Below are 15113 nucleotides of genomic sequence, written 5' to 3' on the forward strand. Positions count from 1 at the left end.
ATCTCATGGATCAATGAATAATATTCATCGTCCTATCGCATAGGCCTGCATAAGGCGTGGCGTTGCAGCGGCTTTGAAAATGCCATCGGGCTCCCGGCTGACCGCCGTCAGCCGCCCGGCTGCCCATGGTGCGGAAACCTCGATCCTGTGCCCCTTGTCCCTCAGCGCGGTAATGGTTTCCGTGCTGAAGGCCGGCTCCACCAGCAAATGCCCGCGCTTGAGTCGCCGGGGATAAAAGGAAGCCTGCAAATGCCCGGTATGGAAAAGCGGCGCGTCGATGGATTCCTGCAGGTTCATCCCGTGATCGGCCAGCCGGAGAAAGAAGCTGAGCTGCCATTGGTCCTGCTGGTCGCCTCCCGGCGTGCCGAAGGCCACGCGCCGCCCGTCCGGGGTCTGCGCCATAGAGGGGGTGAGCGTCGTGCGGGGCCGCCGCCCGGGGGCCAATGACGTCGGCAATCCTTCCTCGAGCCAGAACATCTGGGCGCGGCTGTTGAGCGGCATACCCAGTCCGGGGATGATCGGCGAGGATTGCAGCCATCCGCCTGAGGGGGTCGCCGAAATCATGTTGCCCCACCGATCGACGATATCGAAATGGACCGTATCGCCCCGACGGGACGTGAGATGGGCCATCGTCGGCTCTCCGGTGCCAGGCCCGTCCGCGCCATTCGCCGCCATGCCGCTGCGCGCGATCGCCGCTCGCGCCAGACTTTCATATCCATCGATGACGCCCGGACGCAACTCGAGCGATGCCGTTTGCCCGATCAACGACCGGCGCTGCGCCGCATAGTCCTTTGAGAGCAAGGTAGAAAGCGGGATATCGGAATGAACGGGGTCGCCGTAATAGGCTTCACGATCAGCGAAAGCCAGCTTGAGCGCCTCGGTCACTGTGTGGACAAAGTCCGGCCCGCACGGATCGGCTGTAGCAATACCTGTTCCTTCGAGCATGTTGAGCGCCTGGAGCAACACCGGCCCCTGTGTCCAGGGTCCGCACTTCCACAGCGACCATTGGCCGTAAGAGCCGGAAATGGCCGGCTCGAAACTGGCCTCCCAGCCAGCCATGTCATCGGCGCGGAGCACACCCTTGCGCCGCTCTCCGGTGGCATCCATCACACATGCCTGGCCAAGATAGTCCTCGATCGCCTCGGCGATGAACCCGCGATAAAAGCAGGCCCGCGCTGCCTCGATCCGCTCGATCCGGTCCGCTACCGACGCCGTCTCGCTGAGCAGGCGGGTCCAGGTGCGGGCGAGATCGGGGTTGGCAAAGCGCTCGCCGGCCTTTGGAACCGACCCGCCCGGCAGCCATACAGCCGCCGAACTCGGCCATTCGGTCCGGAAGAATTCGGCAATGCCCGCGATCGAGCCCGCGACCTGCGGCAACAGGGGATGCCCGTTTTCGGCATAACCGATGGCCGGAGAAAGAACATCTTTGAGGTCCATCGTGCCATGGTCACGCAGAATGAGCATCAGCGCGTCGAATGCCCCGGGAATGACCGTCGCCAGCAACCCCGATCCTGGAACCAGTTCGAGCCCCTCGGATCGATAATGGGAGATGGTCGCACCCGCCGGAGCGGTGCCCTGGCCGCAAACGGCAATCGGGGTGTCTGCGCCCTGTGGCCAGATCATCCCCACCAGATCGCCCAGAGGGCCGTTGAGGTGCGGTTCGACGACATTGAGGACAAACGCGGTGGCTACTGCCGCATCGTAAGCGTTGCCGCCCTTCTCGAGAATCGACATGCCGGTGGCCGACGCGATCCAGTGCGTTGAAGCGACCATGCCGAAGGTCCCGGAAAGTTCGGGCCGGGTGGTAAAGTTCATGTTTCCTCCTCGCGCAATCGTGGTGCAGCAATTGGCCGCCTGGAGCGTGTCCAGTTAAAGTGGACACCACTTTAACGCTTCGAACGCAAGACAAAACAAAGACTTAGAGGATTTAGCGTTTCGAAGAAAAGCGGAAATAACTCTAGAGCGTGTCCAGCAAAAGTGGAAACGGTTTTGCGGTTCGGACACGCGATAAAACAAAGGCTTAGAGCCGAGGATTTGATTCAATCAAATCCTGAACGGCTCTAGGTTTGCGGCACCAGATAGACCATGCCGGACATGTTCGGGCAAATCCGGCTGTCGCCGGAGCCAATCTCAGAACTTGCCCAGAGCCGCAAGAACCTCATCGACCGAGTCGGACTTGATCGGCAAATCTCCCAGAAGCTGCTCCCACTTCGCGGTGGCCCGCGCCATGTCGTCGGGCAGGCCCAACTCGGCCACCATATTGGCCGCCTCCACCATCTCGGCTGCCCGGCGGCGTCCATGCACCGTCATGCGATCCATCGTGTAGGCGCGTTTCTTTTTCCAGTCGATGTCGGGATCGCTCGCCTCGAGCGAGGCCAGAACCTCGTCTTCCACCCCGCCCAGCCGTGCCGCGAGAAAGCATTCGGCGATGACGGCCTCCATACCCTTTATCATGACCGAACGTGTGAGCTTGATGGCCGAGGCCTGGCCCACCCTTTCGCCGACCACGCGCGGGCTCATGCCCAGTTGCACCAGAACCGCTGCGGCTTGTTCCGCTTTGGGGCCGGCCAACAGGATCGGGGTCTTCTGCTTTTTGGGATAGACCGGGGCCATGATGGCCATGTCGACATAATCGGTGCCACCCGGCTCCAGTACATGGGCCGCACGCGCCTTGGTTTGCGGCGAACATGAATTGCCGTCGATATAAAGCGTCCCCGGCCCCAGATATTGCGCGGTATCCCGTGCCGCATCGAGTGCCCGGTCCGCATAAACCAGGCTGACGACAATATCGGCGTCACCATAGGCTTCCTGGGCCGTTGCGCAGCAAACGACATCGTTGAGATCGCAGCGCTCGACAATCGCCGGACGTTCGGTCGCATCGTCGATCTTTTCGTCGAATGCGCACAGCCGATGCAGCTTCTCCCGGTTCCAGCCCGATGCAAAGGCCGTTGCCGCTTCGCCGAAGCCACGCAATGCGAGGTCGAATTTACCGTGTGGGTCGGTCATGGTTCCTCCAGCTTTGTATCATTTGAAAGTTGCGGCATTGGGCGAGCTTTGCCAACGGCATATAGCCGTCAATTATGCCTTGGGCCCCAGAATCAAAGCGGCTCCATGGGAAACGTAAAGTGCAATGCGGCAGGATCGCCCGTGTGCCTGCGGGTCGATCGTCACCGCATATAGCGCAAAATTATACGACGAACCCGGGAATCAATTTGTCGGATCGGGCCGCCGTCCTTTACTTTGCTGAAACTTCGAGGCGTGCCCCGATTTTGCGCAAGCGCCCATGGATCAAGGCATGGCCGTGGCCAACCGCCCCTGAAAGAGGACAAAGACATAAATGGCAAATAAGACAGCTCTTATCGTTTCCGCGCACTCGGCAGACTTCGTCTGGCGCTGCGGCGGTGCAATCGCGCTGCACGCGTCTCTCGGTTACGACGTCACCGTCGTGTGTCTGTCCTATGGCGAGCGCGGCGAGAGCGCCAAGCTCTGGAAAAAGGAGGGCATGACCCTCGAAACCGTCAAGACCGAACGCCGCAGGGAAGCGGAAAACGCGGCCAAGGCGCTGAACGTTCATGACATCGAATTTTTCGATCTCGGCGACTACCCGCTGGAAATGACCCGTGCAGCCAAGGACCGTCTGGTCGATGTGATGCGCAAGGTGCAGCCATCGTTCATGATGACCCATTCCAAATACGATCCCTATAACACCGACCATATGTATGTATCCCAGTGGACGCTCGAATGCCGCGCCATCGCGCAGGCCTGGGGCCACAATCCCGGCGAAAAGGTTCTCGGCGCGCCGCAGGTCTATCTGTTCGAGCCGCACCAGACCGAACAGATGGATTGGAAACCCGACACCTTCCTCGACATCACTCCGGTGTGGGACAACAAATGGGCGGCGATCCAGTGCATGGAGGGCCAGGAACATCTCTGGCACTATTATGAGAACGTCGCCCAGAACCGTGCGAACCATTTCGCGCGCAATTCGGGCGGCCAGTCGGGCGGTCGGGCGGCAAAATACGCCGAAGGCTTCCAGTCGATCTACCCGCGCACAGTGGATGAACTCTGATGGGTGTCGTTGTCCAGAACATCGAGCGGGCCGATCCCGCAATCGTGGCCGGCCTTGCCGAATGCGGCGTGGCGACCGTGCACGAGGCGCAGGGCCGCAAGGGTCTTCTTGCCGCCTATATGCGCCCCATCTATTCCGGCGCGCGCCTGGCCGCGTCCGCCGTCACCATATCGGCCCCGCCCTGCGACAACTGGATGGTCCATGTGGCCATCGAGCAGCTCAAGGATGGAGATATCCTCGTCCTCGCTCCGACCTCGCCCTCAGATGCCGGCTATTTCGGCGACCTTCTGGCCACGTCCGCCCTGGCGCGTGGTTGTAAGGGGCTCATCATCGATGCTGGCGTCCGCGACGTCGCCGATCTGACCGAAATGAAATTTCCGGTCTGGTCGAAGGCAATCTTTGCGCAAGGAACGGTCAAGGAAACCCTCGGTTCGGTCAATGTGCCCATCGTGTGCGCGGGCGAACTGGTCAATCCCGGCGACATCATCGTCGCCGATGATGACGGGGTGTGCGTGGTCCGGCGCGAGGAAGCGGCAGAGGTTTTGCAAGCGTCACGCAAGCGAGTGGAAAACGAGGAAGCCAAGCGCAAGCGCCTGGCCGCCGGCGAACTCGGTCTCGATATTTACTCCATGCGCGAACGGCTCAAGGAAAAAGGCCTCAAATATGTCTGAAGCAATCGCGTCCGGGGATCGGGCCGAAGGCACGCGCGCGATGTGGATGCGCGGTGGCACGTCAAAGGGCGGATATTTCCTTGCGTCCGACCTGCCCACCGACATCGCCGAACGTGATGCGTTGCTTCTGCGGATCATGGGCTCGCCCGACCCGCGCCAGATCGACGGGCTGGGCGGGGCCAATCCGCTGACCTCCAAAATCGCCGTGGTCAGGCCCTCGGCGCGTGAAGGCGTCGATGTCGACTATCTGTTCCTGCAGGTTTTCGTCGACAAGCCCATCGTCACCGACGGCCAGAATTGCGGCAATATCCTCGCCGGGGTCGGTCCGTTCGCCATCGAGCGCGGGCTGGTCGCAGCGCGTGATGGGGTCACCGATGTCCGCATCTTCATGGAAAACACCGGCCAGGTCGCGACCGCCAGCGTCAAGACTCCCGGCGGTATCGTCGATTACTCCGGCGAAGCCCGTATCGATGGCGTTCCGGGCACTTCGGCCCCCATGCCCATCGTTTTCGAGGATACGGCGGGCTCGACCTGCGGTGCCCTGCTGCCCACCGGCAATGCCGTGGACAGTGTCAACGGCGTCGAAGTGACTATGATCGACAACGGCATGCCCTGCGTGATCCTTGATGCGGCCGATTTCGGCATCACCGGCACCGAAACCCCGGCCGAACTCGACGCCAGCCAACAGCTTAAGGCGCGTCTCGAAGAAATCCGGCTCGCCGTCGGCCCGATGATGAATCTGGGGGACGTCTCGGCAAAGTCCGTTCCCAAGATGACCCTGGTCAGCCCGGCTCAAAACGGCGGCGCCATTTCCACACGCAGTTTTATCCCTCATCGCTGCCATGACGCCATCGGCGTTCTGGCCGCGGTCAGCGTCGCCAGCGCGTGTCTTCTGCCTGAAGGGCCGGCCGCCAGATATGCACAAGTTGCCCAGGGCCGGGAAAAAACGATGTCCGTCGAGCACCCGACCGGCGAATTCACGGTCATCGCAAAGCTCGATGCCAATAACGAGCTGCTTTCGGCCGGCGTTCTGCGCACTGCCCGCAAGCTGGCCGACGGGCTGGTGTTTTAACGGCTCTTGAATTCCGCTCGGATCAGGTTGAGAAATTCGTCCTGCATCGGGGTGGGCTTCCAATTGGCCCGTGTGGTCAGTCCGATGGCGCGACGGCTCTCCTCTATCGCCAGCGGCAGCGGGATCATCAGCCCGTTGCCGATTTCACTTTCCGCCTGCAATCGTGAAACCGCGCCCAGATAGGGGCCCTTGTGCAGCAATTCGCGCATCAGGATCATCGAACTGGTCTCGACAAGCGTCGCCGGCAGCATTGCGCCCATCTTGAGGATATGGGCATCGAACTGGTCGCGGGCTGGCGTGCCGGGAATGGCCACCACCCAGGGAAACGCCAGCGCTTGGGAAAAATCGGGCGCCCCGTCCCGGGTCAACGGATGGTTTGGACCCGAAACGATCACCAGCTCGTCATTGAACAGGTGCTCCTCGATCACGTCGTCCACCGGAGCGGGACTGCGCAGTGCCCCGAACAGCAGATCGATCTCGGCACGGCGCAGCCCCGCCAGCAGCGTGTCATAGGGCCCCTCGACAATCCGGAAATGAACGTCGGCGTGCCGGGCCTGAAACGCGGCGATCGTTCCCGGCAGCACATAGGAGCGTGAAAGCGGCATGCCCCCGATCGTGATCGAAAGCGTGCCGCGCCCCACCGCTTCGGCAATCTCCATTTCGGCCTGCGCCAACTCCGCGAATGCGAGCTGGGCTGCCTGGGCCAGAAGCTGCCCCGATCGGGTGGGGATCGATCCGAACTGGGTGCGCTGGAACAATGAGCGCCCCACCTCCTCTTCGAGCTGGGTGATCGCCCGATGAATGGTGGGTTGCGCAATACCCATATTGCGGGCCGCTATGGAAAAGTTTTCAGCATGCGCCACTTCGACCAGCGCCTTTAACCGCGCCGTACTGGCCGTCAGCCGCGGCGCCGTGCCGAGCGTTCCGGCCGCGGCATCGAGCAACCCCATGGCCCGCTCGACGCGCGACGCCAGTATGCGCCCGGTTCCATTGACAAAGACCCCATTGAGATTGCGGTCGAACAGCGGCACGCCAAAATGGGCTTCGAGCTTCTTGAGCGCCTGGGTCACCGCGGGCTGGGATATGTTGCACATCTGCGCCGCCTTGGTGACCGATCCCGTCTGGGCCACGGCAAGCATGAGCCGCAAATGACGCAGATTGAGCTCGTGTCGTACCATCTTTGACCGTGCACCGCGCGCTCGAGGTCGGGATCGCCCCACCTTATGCCCTGTGCCAGCCCGATAGGCCAGCCATCTCGCGGAAATCTCGATATCGGCTTTTCGTGTGGACGAAAATAAGTCTGCTTGGTCGTGTACGGTCGACGCTGTCCTGCCGTTCGGATTGGACAGGGGCCAGCTTTCGCAAGCGATTTTGAGAACCAGGATCGAATTGAGGGCGCGCATTTCCGCCCTCAATTCGATCCGCCATGCCTCCTCGCCGCCGCGCACCGAATTCGCGCCCTGCAGCCGCCATCGGCCTTTAGAGCGTGTCCAGCAAAAGTGGAAACGGTTTTGCGGTTCGGACACGCGATAAAACAAAGGCTTAGAGCCAAGGATTTGATTCAATCAAATCCTGAACGGCTCTAGCGGAACGAAGTTTGTGGTTCCAGCCAGCCCACGATTGTCGACAGAAAATCGGAACACTGAACCAATTGAGCGATTTCGACGAACTCGTTCGCCTTGTGTCCCTGCTCCATGTGGCCCGGGCCGCAGACTATGGTCGGTATTTTGAGCCGCTCATGAAACAGGCCGCCTTCGGTACCAAATGCGACTTTGATCGGTGGTTCGCTGGTGCGGAGCGCCGTTTGCAGCAAGGCGACGATGGGCGCGCCTGGGGGATTGTCGAGACCTGGATAGGCCGAGACGTCTTCGATGTCGATGCTCGCATTGGGAAAGCGACCCCGGAGCGGCGCGGCCACGGCCTCCGCATCCTCGATAATGTGCCCGAGCAGGCTGTCGGCGTCGTCCTGAGCAATGTTGCGGATCTCGATTTCAAGGTCGCATCGCTCGGGCACGATGTTGAGCGCGGTGCCCCCGGCCATGACGCCGACATGGATGGTCGAATAGGGAATGTCGTAAGCCCCGTCTTGGGCACCCGATAGGCGCAACCGCTCCTGGCGGTCCTGCAAACGCGCGATGAGGGCGGCGCCCATGTGCAAGGCATTAAGTGCCGTCGGAGCAAGGGCCGAATGGGCGGCGGTGCCGTGACAGCAGGCGCGAAGAGCCCGCTTGCCTTTGTGTCCGGTGGCAATGCGCATGCCGGTGGGTTCGCCCACGATACAGAACGCGGGGCGGTCGGATCGATGTTCGAGCACGTCCAGCATGCCGCGCACGCCGAGGCACCCGATTTCTTCATCGTAGGAAATCGCCAGTTGCAGCGGCAGGCGCAGCTCGCGTGTCGACGCATTGAGCATCGTATGTATGGCGACCGCAAGGAAGCCCTTCATATCGGCGGTGCCGCGGCCGTAAGCCTTGCCATCCGCCTCGTGGAGCGCGAACGGGTCATGACACCAGTCTTGACCGTCGACCGGAACGACATCGCAATGCCCGGACAAGAGCACGCCGTCGGATGTGCCCGGGCCGATGGTGGCCAGAAGGTTGGCGCGGGATCCGTCCTCGCTGTAAAAGCGTTCGACACGGATCCCCGCAGGCACGAACAGGCCTTCGACGTAGTCCAGCAGGGCCAGGTTCGACTGACGGGACAAGGTGGGAAAGGCGACCAGCCTGGACAAGATCGGGGTGATATTTGCAATCATGAGACTGTTTCGGGCCAGGTGGCGAAACCGGGCAGTTTGCCGGCGTCCGCGGCCTCGTGACAGTGGTCGATAAAGGCCTGGATGGTGCGCGAGACATGGGCCGCTCGCGCCATGGCCAGACCCAGTTGCAGCGGCGGCACGTCGGTCTTGAGCGGTATGTATTTGACCGGCCGCCCATCCATCGACAACTCCGAAACCGTCCGCATATTCTGGATACCGAACCCGTATCCGTTTGCCACGAGGCTCCGCTGGATGGAGATGTCCGAAGTCCGTTCGGCAATCCGCGGCCGTTGCCCCAGAGGTCGGAACAGCGACAGAAAATAGTCCGAGCTGTGCGGCAGGTCGAGCAGGACCATATCGTGGCTGAGGAGATCCCTGGCGGTCACCGTGTGCCGGCGTGCAAGGGGGTGGGACGTATCGACAATGACATAGGGCGGCAGGGAACGGAGCGGCCGGAAATCGATTTCGCTGGGGAGCGCGAGGTCATAGGTCAGGGCCAGATCGATACGGGCCGAGCCAAGCGCATCGAAAATCTGCGCCTGATCCATTTCGAACTGGGTGAAATCGACGTTTTCGTACTTGTCCTCGAAGGTGCGGCGCAATTGTGGAACCAGCAATTGCACGAAAGTGCGCATACACCCTACCCGCAGCGACCCGCGCACGCTGCCGGTATAGATATTGGCCAGGTCGTTGAGCTTGTCGGATGCTTCGAGAATGGCGCGTGCCTGTTCGATGAAGCGCTCCCCCGTGGGCGTGAGCACCGAGCCCTGGGAATGGCGCCGGGTAAACAATTGCACGCCGAAACCGGCTTCGAGCTGGGCGATTGCCGAAGACATCGAGGGCGCTGTCACGTTGACCTTTTCGGCCGCCAGAGCGATGCTGCCGGCTTCGCCCACGGCAACGAAATATTCGAGCTGTCGCAGTGTAAATCGGAGAGGCATCGCGTCGACTTTCGGATTAGCGGTTGACCGTCATTCGTCGCCCGGCACGCCATAGGATGGTGCGCTGCGTGGGTCGAGCGCGCGCATGACATAAGCGGCCATCTGCGGCTCATAAACAGTATAGGCCGCTTCCAGCGCAGCGACGGGACAATCTTCGGTCCAATCGATGCGCAGCTCCGCCAGGGGCCAGCTTTGGGCGTCGACCAGAAGCAGGCCGGCCGAATGGACGGGGCCGGCCTCGCCGCCGGCCTCGAGCCCGGCACGCAGCGCACCCAGCAAACGCGCGCCGAGCGGACCGGCATCGTTGGCGAAGGATTGAACCATGACCTCGGGCACGCCCGCGTCTGCCAGAAGGTTGCCTGCCGCGGCGACGTCCGGACGCTCCGCCTCGGACCAGGAGCCGAGCACTTCAGCGCCCGAATAGATGGCCGTTTCGCCTGTGCGCCCCACGGCGAGCACCTGCCGATAGGCCATGTGGGCGCCGCTGCGTTCAAGGATCGAAAGCGCTTCGGATGGGCTCGCACCCCGCTCCATGAGGTCGAGCGCGTGCGGACCCAGGCGGGGGTCGGTGATATTCTGCGTCGCGACCGCCCCGACACCGGCGCGCGCAAAGCTGCAGCGTGCCGCCACGGCCGGCGATGAGGAGGAAATCGCGACACCGAACATTCCGGTTTCGGGGCAGTGGCCAATAATGGAAAAAGTCATGCGTTCCTCACAAGGGCCTGTCAAGAAATGGGCGGGGCGTCAGTCCGGAATTACGGCTGTGGCGTCGATCTCGACCAGCCATTCCGGTCGCGCCAGCGCCACGACCACAAGACCGGTGCAGACCGGGAATACATCTTTTATGTATTCACCCATTGTCCGATAGACGGCTTCGCGGTGGCGGACATCGGTCAGGTACACCACGAGCTTGGTGACGTGCTCCATTTCGCCACCGCATTCCTGCACCAGTTGGCGTATGTTGCTCATCACCTTGTGCGTCTGCTCGACCGGATCGCTGCTTTCGATGGTGCGGGCTGTGTCGAGATCCTGCGGGCACTGCCCGCGCAGGTAAATGGTGGTCCCACCGGTCGTGACAACGGCCTGCGCGAGGTCGTTATCGAGGTTCTGCTCGGGATAGGTGTCCCTTGTGTTGAACGTGCGGTGACGGAGATGGGCCATGTCGGTGGCTTTCTTTTCTGGCAGAAGTTGGAAATACGCTCGCGCATCGTCAGGATGGGCGCGTCGCGATCATTGAGGGGCGGGTTTCAAAAGTGGCATGCCAATCGGCCAAAGCCGGACGGTCCTTCCGCCAATCGAGATCGGAGAAGCGGAAATCGAGCCAGCCCAAGGCGCAGGCATAGCCGATGGCGCCGATGTCGTGACAGTCGGGTGGCGGAAGATCGGCATGCATCGCATCGAGCGCATCGGCGACTTTTTCGAGTTGCTTGTCCATCCATACGGACCAGCGCAAGGATTCGGGCCGCGCCAGCGTCTCGTAGCGAACCAGAAGAGCGGCATCGAGCAGACCATCGGCGAGCGCCTGCCGTCTGAGGGCGATCCAACGATCCGGTCCGGAGGCAGGAAAGAGCACGCCACCGGCCTCGGCATCCAGATATTCGCAGATGACCCGGCTGTCATAGAGCGCAGTGCCGTCGTCGGAGCGCGCGGCGGGCACCTTGGCTAGCGGATTGAATTCCCGGATGCCGATGTCGCGCTCGATCGGATGGGCAGCGCTGGTCCTGAGCTCGATCTGGCCCGAAAGGCCCAGTTCGTGGGCCACGACCATCACCTTGCGCACGAAGGGAGAGGCAGAGCCCCAGTAGAGCGTAAGCTTCATGGGCTGTTCTCCGAGCAGTCGAGGACGATCTTGCCGATGTTCCGGCTGCTTTCCAGGAGGCGATGCGCCGAGATGACGGCGCTCAACGGCATGACTTCGGATAGGACGGGCCGCACCTTGTGAGGGCCCAGCAAGGGGAGCAGGCGGGATTTTACCTCCTCTCCGATGGCCGCCTTTTCCGCGTCGCTCTTGGGCCGCAGGGTCGACGAACTCAGCCACAACCCTTTGCGCATGAGCAGGCTCAGATCGATGGGTGCGATGACACCCGTCATGAACGACAGGCCGATATGCCGGCCACCCGGCGCCATGCAGGCCAGATGATTGTTGACGGTCTTGCCGCCCAGAATATCGAGTACGACGTCGACGCCGCGACCTCGGGTAAGGCGCATCACTTCGGCGGGGAGGTCAGCCGAACGATAGTCGATGGCGTGAACGCCCATGGCCTCGAGCCGAGCACACTTTTCGGTCCCGCCCGCGGTGACGATCACCTCGGCATCATTTGCCAGCGCCAGTTGCAGCGCCAGCGTGCCGATGCCGCTCGCTCCGCCCTGTATAAGCACGCGCTCGCCAGGCGTGAGCCTTCCGCGATCGAAAAGATTGTGCCAGATGGTAAAGAGCCCCTCCGGTAGCGCGGCCGCTTCAAAAAGGCTCAGGCGATCCGGAATCGGCAGAGCATGTGCCGCCTTGGCAATGGCATATTCTGCATAGCCTCCGCCTTTGAGCAGCGCCATTACCTGGGTGCCGATAAGAGAACCGTCCACGTCGGGACCGGTCTCCACGATTTCTCCGGCCACTTCCAGGCCAAAGATATCGGGCGCATCGGTCGGCTGCGGCAGGGCGCCGGTTCGCTGCATGACGTCGGGACGATTGACGCCCGCACCGGCGACGCGGATCAGTATTTCCCCCGGACCGGGAGACGGGACCGGGCGCTGGACGATTTCAAGCACTTCGGGACCGCCGGCTACCGGTGCGACGACGGCACGCATGGTCCGGGTCATGCTGCAACGCTTTCTGGCGGATAGATCGCGGCACCCTCGGATGGCAGGGCGATGCCGACCGGCGTGCCGGCCGAAAGAGGCTTGCCCGCGGGCACGCGCAGCATGACGCGTCCGCCGCCGATGGCCTGGGCGCAATCGAGATGCAGTTCCATATGGCTGCCTTGGTAAACCGAGAGCGCCACGGTTGCTCGAATGGCACCCGGCTCGTTGGCATCGGTGAGTGAACAGCGTTCGGGACGGGCGACGAGTGTCACCGAGCCCGGTGCGGGAAGTTCGTCCTGGTAGGTGACAAGGGGTACATGTGCCTCGCCGATCCGCAGATCCGCCTTGCCGTCGCGGTGGCCCGTCAAAATGGCCGAAAAACAATTGGCATCGCCTACAAAAGTTGAAACGAAAAGGCTCTGCGGCCGATCGTAGATTTCGTCTGGTGCGCCGATCTGGCGAATGCGTCCGCGGGACATCACAGCGATCCGGTCGGACATGCTCAGCGCTTCGCTCTGGTCGTGGGTGACGAAAACCGTGGTCAATCCGAGCCTGGACTGGATTTCCTTGAGTTCGACCTGCATCGCAGTGCGCAAATTGCGGTCCAGGGCCGAAAACGGCTCGTCGAGCAGCAGGACGCGCGGCTGGATGACGAGCGCCCGGGCCAGTGCAACGCGCTGCTGCTGTCCGCCCGATAGCTGGCGCGGGCGGCGGGTGGCAAAATCCTCGAGCTTGACCAATGCCAGCGCCTCACGCACGCGCCGGTCGATCTCGTCCCTGGGCAGGCGCCTTGTGCGCAAGCCATAAGCGACGTTCTGGGCCACGTTCATATGCGGAAAGAGCGCGTAGTTCTGAAAGACGATGCCGATCCCGCGCTGGTGCGGTGGCACCTGAGTGACGAGTTCGCGCTCGATGAAGAGCTCGCCCCCATCGGCTTCGACGAAACCGGCAATCAGGCTGAGCAGCGTGGTCTTGCCGCAGCCCGAGGGGCCGAGCAGCGTCAGAAACTCGCCGCGCTTGATCTTGAGCCAAACCGGCTCGAGAGCGATGGCGCCGCTAAAGGACTTGCTGACGCCGTCGATCTGCACCGCATGCTCGCTGCGGGTGCCAGAGGACGTGGTGGAACAGATCTCACTCGACATTGAGGACCTTTTCGAGGCGGAAGATTTTGTGGACGACCAGGAGGATGAGCGCCACCGTCACGACATAGATCACCGAGACGGCGGCCAGCGTGGGGTCGGCATATTCGCGGACGTAATTGTACATCGCGACGGGCAGCGTCTGCGTGCGCTGGCTGACCACGAAGAGCGATGCGGTGAATTCGTTGAACGAGAGGATGGCCGCAAACAGCCCGCCCGATATCAGGCCGGGCAACAGGAGCGGTAGGGTGACGGTCAGAAGCGTCCGGCGCGGTGAGGCGCCCAGGCTTTCGGCCGCCGTTTCATAGGCGCGGTCGAAGTTGCGCAACGAAACATAGACCGAGCGCACGACGAAAGGCAGCACGATGATGACATGCACGGCGATGACCAGCCACATGGTGCGCGGGATACCGGCCGCGGCCGATAGGATCAGAAGACCCAACCCGATGGTGAAGTTGGGAATGATCAGCGGCGACATCAGAACGCCATTGAGAAACGCCTTTCCGGGAAACGCGTAGCGATCAAGCGCATAGGCAAAGCCCGCACCTGCAACGAGCGCAATGGTTGCTCCAAAGGCGGCGATCCTCAGCGAATTAAGCAAGCCATCGCCGAAATCCGAATAGCCGAAGGCGTTGCCATACCAGCGCAGCGACCAGTTCTCGGGCGGGAAGGACAAAATGGCGCTGTCGTTGAACGAGGCCAGGGCCACAACGATAAAGGGCAGCATTACAAATCCAAGGATTGCAGCAACCAGTGCGCGGCCGCTCCAGTCGAGAACTTGGTCGAGAAGCGTCTTTTTCATCAGTGCGCTCCAAATCGTTCGAGGCGGCGGATGCCGGCGTTGAACAGGGCGATGACGAGAATCGAGAACGCCAGGCCCGAAAGCGAAAGTGAGGCTGCAAGCGGGAAATTGAAGGAGGCAAAGCCCACCTGATAGACCAGCGTCGAAATGGTCTGCACCTGGCCGCCGCCGATCATCTGAGGAGTTGCGAAGGCGGAAAAGGTCCAGGCGAAGGCGGTGGATGCAGCCGCTGCGATGCCCGGCATCGAAAGGGGCAGGGTGACGGTAAAAAACACCCGGATCCGGCCTGCGCCGAGCGAAGTTGCGGCACGTTCGAGATTGCGGTCGATATGGGAAAGCGCCGCCGCCAGCATCACCACCACAATGGGCAGGGTAAAATGGACCAACGCGATCACCACGCCGGTCATGGTGAACATCAGGCTGAACGGCTCATCGATGATGCCGAGCTGCAGCAGCGTGCTGTTTAAGAAGCCCTGATTGCCCAGCACGATGATCCACGAATAGGTGCGGACGATCTCGCCCAGAAACAGCGGCGTCAGCGAGACGAGAAGAATGGCGCTGCGCAGGCGCGCCGATTTGGCGCGCACCAGGGCATAGGCCAGGGGGTATCCGACGAGAAGTGTAAACAGGGCGGTCCAGACACAGAGCAGCGCGGTGTCGAGAAAGGCCTGACCGTAAATGGTTTTTAGCAGTGTCGTGAAATTGTCGAGGGTGAACCCGCCAGGATCGAGCGAACCGGGCACATGCGCGCGCAGGCTGTATTGCACGATGGCAAGGAAGGATGCCGCGATACCGAATGCAATCAGCACCGAGGGTGATACAAACCAAGCCAGGAACGGCCGTTTCGACATCGGCAAACTTCCGC

At 62.0% G+C, this 15113-nt stretch carries 15 protein-coding genes; 3 read left to right on the top strand and 12 right to left on the bottom strand.

Translation table 11 applies throughout. The features are described from left to right. Positions 1-24: 24 nt before the first annotated feature. Both KKY_RS18340 and KKY_RS18345 read right to left on the bottom strand, forming a co-directional pair. Entirely contained in the window at positions 25-1815 is a 1791-nt protein-coding gene (locus KKY_RS18340; protein WP_014132887.1) for a gamma-glutamyltransferase family protein, read from the bottom strand. A 315-nt stretch (positions 1816-2130) separates the two neighbouring features. Further along, the gene (locus tag KKY_RS18345; protein WP_014132888.1) at positions 2131-3006 is read right to left on the bottom strand and encodes an NAD(P)-dependent oxidoreductase; all 876 of its coding nucleotides are present in this window, start codon (positions 3004-3006) and stop codon (positions 2131-2133) included. 331 nt (positions 3007-3337) lie between these two features. Between KKY_RS18345 and KKY_RS18350 the strand changes: the two genes are divergently transcribed. Genes KKY_RS18350 through KKY_RS18360 form a run of 3 tightly spaced genes read left to right on the top strand, consistent with a single transcriptional unit; the run spans position 3338 to position 5812 of the window. Continuing rightward, positions 3338-4069 (top strand): PIG-L deacetylase family protein, encoded by a 732-nt coding sequence (locus KKY_RS18350; RefSeq protein WP_014132889.1) that lies wholly within the window; start codon positions 3338-3340, stop codon positions 4067-4069. Beyond that, positions 4069-4740 carry a 4-carboxy-4-hydroxy-2-oxoadipate aldolase/oxaloacetate decarboxylase gene (locus KKY_RS18355; RefSeq protein ID WP_014132890.1) on the top strand — a complete coding sequence of 224 codons (672 nt, stop codon included), beginning with the start codon at positions 4069-4071 and terminating at the stop codon, positions 4738-4740. The genes KKY_RS18350 and KKY_RS18355 overlap by 1 nt, the downstream gene beginning before the upstream one ends. After that, entirely contained in the window at positions 4733-5812 is a 1080-nt protein-coding gene (locus KKY_RS18360; protein WP_050811761.1) for a 4-oxalomesaconate tautomerase, read from the top strand. Before KKY_RS18355 ends, KKY_RS18360 begins: the two co-directional genes overlap by 8 nt. Here the strand turns inward: KKY_RS18360 and KKY_RS18365 are convergent. The 10 genes from KKY_RS18365 to KKY_RS18410 form a co-directional block, all read right to left on the bottom strand. Continuing rightward, positions 5809-6990 carry a LysR family transcriptional regulator gene (locus KKY_RS18365; protein WP_041528896.1) on the bottom strand — a complete coding sequence of 394 codons (1182 nt, stop codon included), beginning with the start codon at positions 6988-6990 and terminating at the stop codon, positions 5809-5811. The genes KKY_RS18360 and KKY_RS18365 overlap by 4 nt on opposite strands. Before the next feature lie 404 nt (positions 6991-7394). Beyond that, positions 7395-8567: an acetylornithine deacetylase gene (argE, locus tag KKY_RS18370; RefSeq protein WP_014132893.1), complete on the bottom strand. Its 1173-nt coding sequence runs from the start codon at positions 8565-8567 to the stop codon at positions 7395-7397. Beyond that, on the bottom strand, positions 8564-9508 hold the full coding sequence (locus tag KKY_RS18375; RefSeq protein WP_014132894.1) for a LysR family transcriptional regulator: 945 nt from the start codon (positions 9506-9508) through the stop codon (positions 8564-8566). Before KKY_RS18375 ends, argE begins: the two co-directional genes overlap by 4 nt. 30 nt (positions 9509-9538) lie before the next feature. Next, positions 9539-10213 (bottom strand): DUF1028 domain-containing protein, encoded by a 675-nt coding sequence (locus tag KKY_RS18380; RefSeq protein WP_014132895.1) that lies wholly within the window; start codon positions 10211-10213, stop codon positions 9539-9541. Positions 10214-10252: 39 nt separating this feature from the next. Continuing rightward, positions 10253-10669: a RidA family protein gene (locus KKY_RS18385; protein ID WP_014132896.1), complete on the bottom strand. Its 417-nt coding sequence runs from the start codon at positions 10667-10669 to the stop codon at positions 10253-10255. A gap of 49 nt (positions 10670-10718) precedes the next feature. Further along, entirely contained in the window at positions 10719-11327 is a 609-nt protein-coding gene (locus KKY_RS18390) for a glutathione S-transferase family protein (RefSeq protein WP_014132897.1), read from the bottom strand. Continuing rightward, entirely contained in the window at positions 11324-12325 is a 1002-nt protein-coding gene (locus tag KKY_RS18395) for an NAD(P)H-quinone oxidoreductase (RefSeq protein WP_014132898.1), read from the bottom strand. The genes KKY_RS18390 and KKY_RS18395 overlap by 4 nt, the downstream gene beginning before the upstream one ends. Then, on the bottom strand, positions 12322-13449 hold the full coding sequence (locus tag KKY_RS18400; RefSeq protein ID WP_041528897.1) for an ABC transporter ATP-binding protein: 1128 nt from the start codon (positions 13447-13449) through the stop codon (positions 12322-12324). The genes KKY_RS18395 and KKY_RS18400 overlap by 4 nt, the downstream gene beginning before the upstream one ends. Further along, a complete protein-coding gene (locus tag KKY_RS18405; RefSeq protein WP_014132900.1) occupies positions 13439-14248 on the bottom strand; it encodes an ABC transporter permease in 810 nt (269 codons plus the stop codon). Before KKY_RS18405 ends, KKY_RS18400 begins: the two co-directional genes overlap by 11 nt. Continuing rightward, entirely contained in the window at positions 14248-15099 is an 852-nt protein-coding gene (locus KKY_RS18410) for an ABC transporter permease (protein ID WP_014132901.1), read from the bottom strand. The genes KKY_RS18405 and KKY_RS18410 overlap by 1 nt, the downstream gene beginning before the upstream one ends. Between the last annotated feature and the right edge of the window lie 14 nt (positions 15100-15113).

It is taken from the genome of Pelagibacterium halotolerans B2 (assembly GCF_000230555.1).
Lineage (GTDB): Bacteria > Pseudomonadota > Alphaproteobacteria > Rhizobiales > Devosiaceae > Pelagibacterium > Pelagibacterium halotolerans.

Excerpts from the sequence above, each read along its gene's own strand:
- KKY_RS18340 (WP_014132887.1), bottom strand. The coding sequence starts at position 1,815 with ATGAACTTTACCACCCGGCCCGAACTTTCCGGGACCTTCGGCATGGTC.
- KKY_RS18345 (WP_014132888.1), bottom strand. The coding sequence starts at position 3,006 with ATGACCGACCCACACGGTAAATTCGACCTCGCATTGCGTGGCTTCGGC.
- KKY_RS18350 (WP_014132889.1), top strand. The coding sequence starts at position 3,338 with ATGGCAAATAAGACAGCTCTTATCGTTTCCGCGCACTCGGCAGACTTC.
- KKY_RS18355 (WP_014132890.1), top strand. The coding sequence starts at position 4,069 with ATGGGTGTCGTTGTCCAGAACATCGAGCGGGCCGATCCCGCAATCGTG.
- KKY_RS18360 (WP_050811761.1), top strand. The coding sequence starts at position 4,733 with ATGTCTGAAGCAATCGCGTCCGGGGATCGGGCCGAAGGCACGCGCGCG.
- KKY_RS18365 (WP_041528896.1), bottom strand. The coding sequence starts at position 6,990 with ATGGTACGACACGAGCTCAATCTGCGTCATTTGCGGCTCATGCTTGCC.
- argE (WP_014132893.1), bottom strand. The coding sequence starts at position 8,567 with ATGATTGCAAATATCACCCCGATCTTGTCCAGGCTGGTCGCCTTTCCC.
- KKY_RS18375 (WP_014132894.1), bottom strand. The coding sequence starts at position 9,508 with ATGCCTCTCCGATTTACACTGCGACAGCTCGAATATTTCGTTGCCGTG.
- KKY_RS18380 (WP_014132895.1), bottom strand. The coding sequence starts at position 10,213 with ATGACTTTTTCCATTATTGGCCACTGCCCCGAAACCGGAATGTTCGGT.
- KKY_RS18385 (WP_014132896.1), bottom strand. The coding sequence starts at position 10,669 with ATGGCCCATCTCCGTCACCGCACGTTCAACACAAGGGACACCTATCCC.
- KKY_RS18390 (WP_014132897.1), bottom strand. The coding sequence starts at position 11,327 with ATGAAGCTTACGCTCTACTGGGGCTCTGCCTCTCCCTTCGTGCGCAAG.
- KKY_RS18395 (WP_014132898.1), bottom strand. The coding sequence starts at position 12,325 with ATGACCCGGACCATGCGTGCCGTCGTCGCACCGGTAGCCGGCGGTCCC.
- KKY_RS18400 (WP_041528897.1), bottom strand. The coding sequence starts at position 13,449 with ATGTCGAGTGAGATCTGTTCCACCACGTCCTCTGGCACCCGCAGCGAG.
- KKY_RS18405 (WP_014132900.1), bottom strand. The coding sequence starts at position 14,248 with ATGAAAAAGACGCTTCTCGACCAAGTTCTCGACTGGAGCGGCCGCGCA.
- KKY_RS18410 (WP_014132901.1), bottom strand. The coding sequence starts at position 15,099 with ATGTCGAAACGGCCGTTCCTGGCTTGGTTTGTATCACCCTCGGTGCTG.